A 640-nucleotide genomic window follows, 5' to 3' on the forward strand; every position below is an offset into this window, starting at 1 on the left:
ATCTGCCCGTGCCGGGCCAGGGCCGCCACCAGGCGCCCCGGGCCGCAGCCGATGTCGAGCACCGCCCCGGTGCAGCGACTCAGCACCGTCATGTCCGCGGCGTCCGCCCCGGCGCACCAGCGCTCGACCTCCAGTGGCAGCAGCCAGCCGTCGGTCCGGCGCAGGAACAGCGGTCCGCGGCCGTTGCGCAGGGCGTCCGCGTACGGGTCGGTGCGCCACGGGATGCGGTCGTCGGGCGGCGGTGAGGTGGTGGTCATGAGGCGCCCGTCTGCAGGGTCCAGTTCTTCAGCGTCCTGGCGTGCGCGGCGGCGAACCGTCCGGTGGTGGCTGTCGCGCCCTCGGCGGCGTCCTCGGCGATGTCGCCGGCCCGCAGCCGGGGCAGGTCGGTGAACCGCAGCCCCGCGGCGACCAGCCGCCTGCGCTGCACCGCTCCGGTGCGGTCGCTGGACATCGGTACGCCGCGCACCAGCTCCGGATCGGGCCGTGCCAGGGCGAGCGCCCAGAAGCCGCCGTCCGCGGCAGGCCCGAAGTAGGCGTCGGCCCCGGACCAGGCGTCGGGGGCGCAGACCGGTGCGAGCAGCGCGGCGCTGAGTTGCGGGGTGTCCATGCCGACCAGCAGGGCGGGCCCGCGGCAGCCGTC

The 640-nt window shown here is 76.9% G+C and carries 1 protein-coding gene and 1 pseudogene; both read right to left on the reverse strand.

What is annotated here, in order from left to right; all coding sequences use genetic code 11:
• Positions 1-257, reverse strand: a pseudogene (locus ACYVE9_RS29920) (class I SAM-dependent methyltransferase); the annotation flags it as partial.
• Positions 254-640 (reverse strand): DUF2064 domain-containing protein (locus ACYVE9_RS29925; protein WP_461030998.1); only part of this gene is annotated, 387 nt, incomplete at its 5' end. The gene ACYVE9_RS29925 and the pseudogene ACYVE9_RS29920, both read right to left, overlap by 4 nt.

Source organism: Streptomyces sparsus (genome assembly GCF_054776295.1).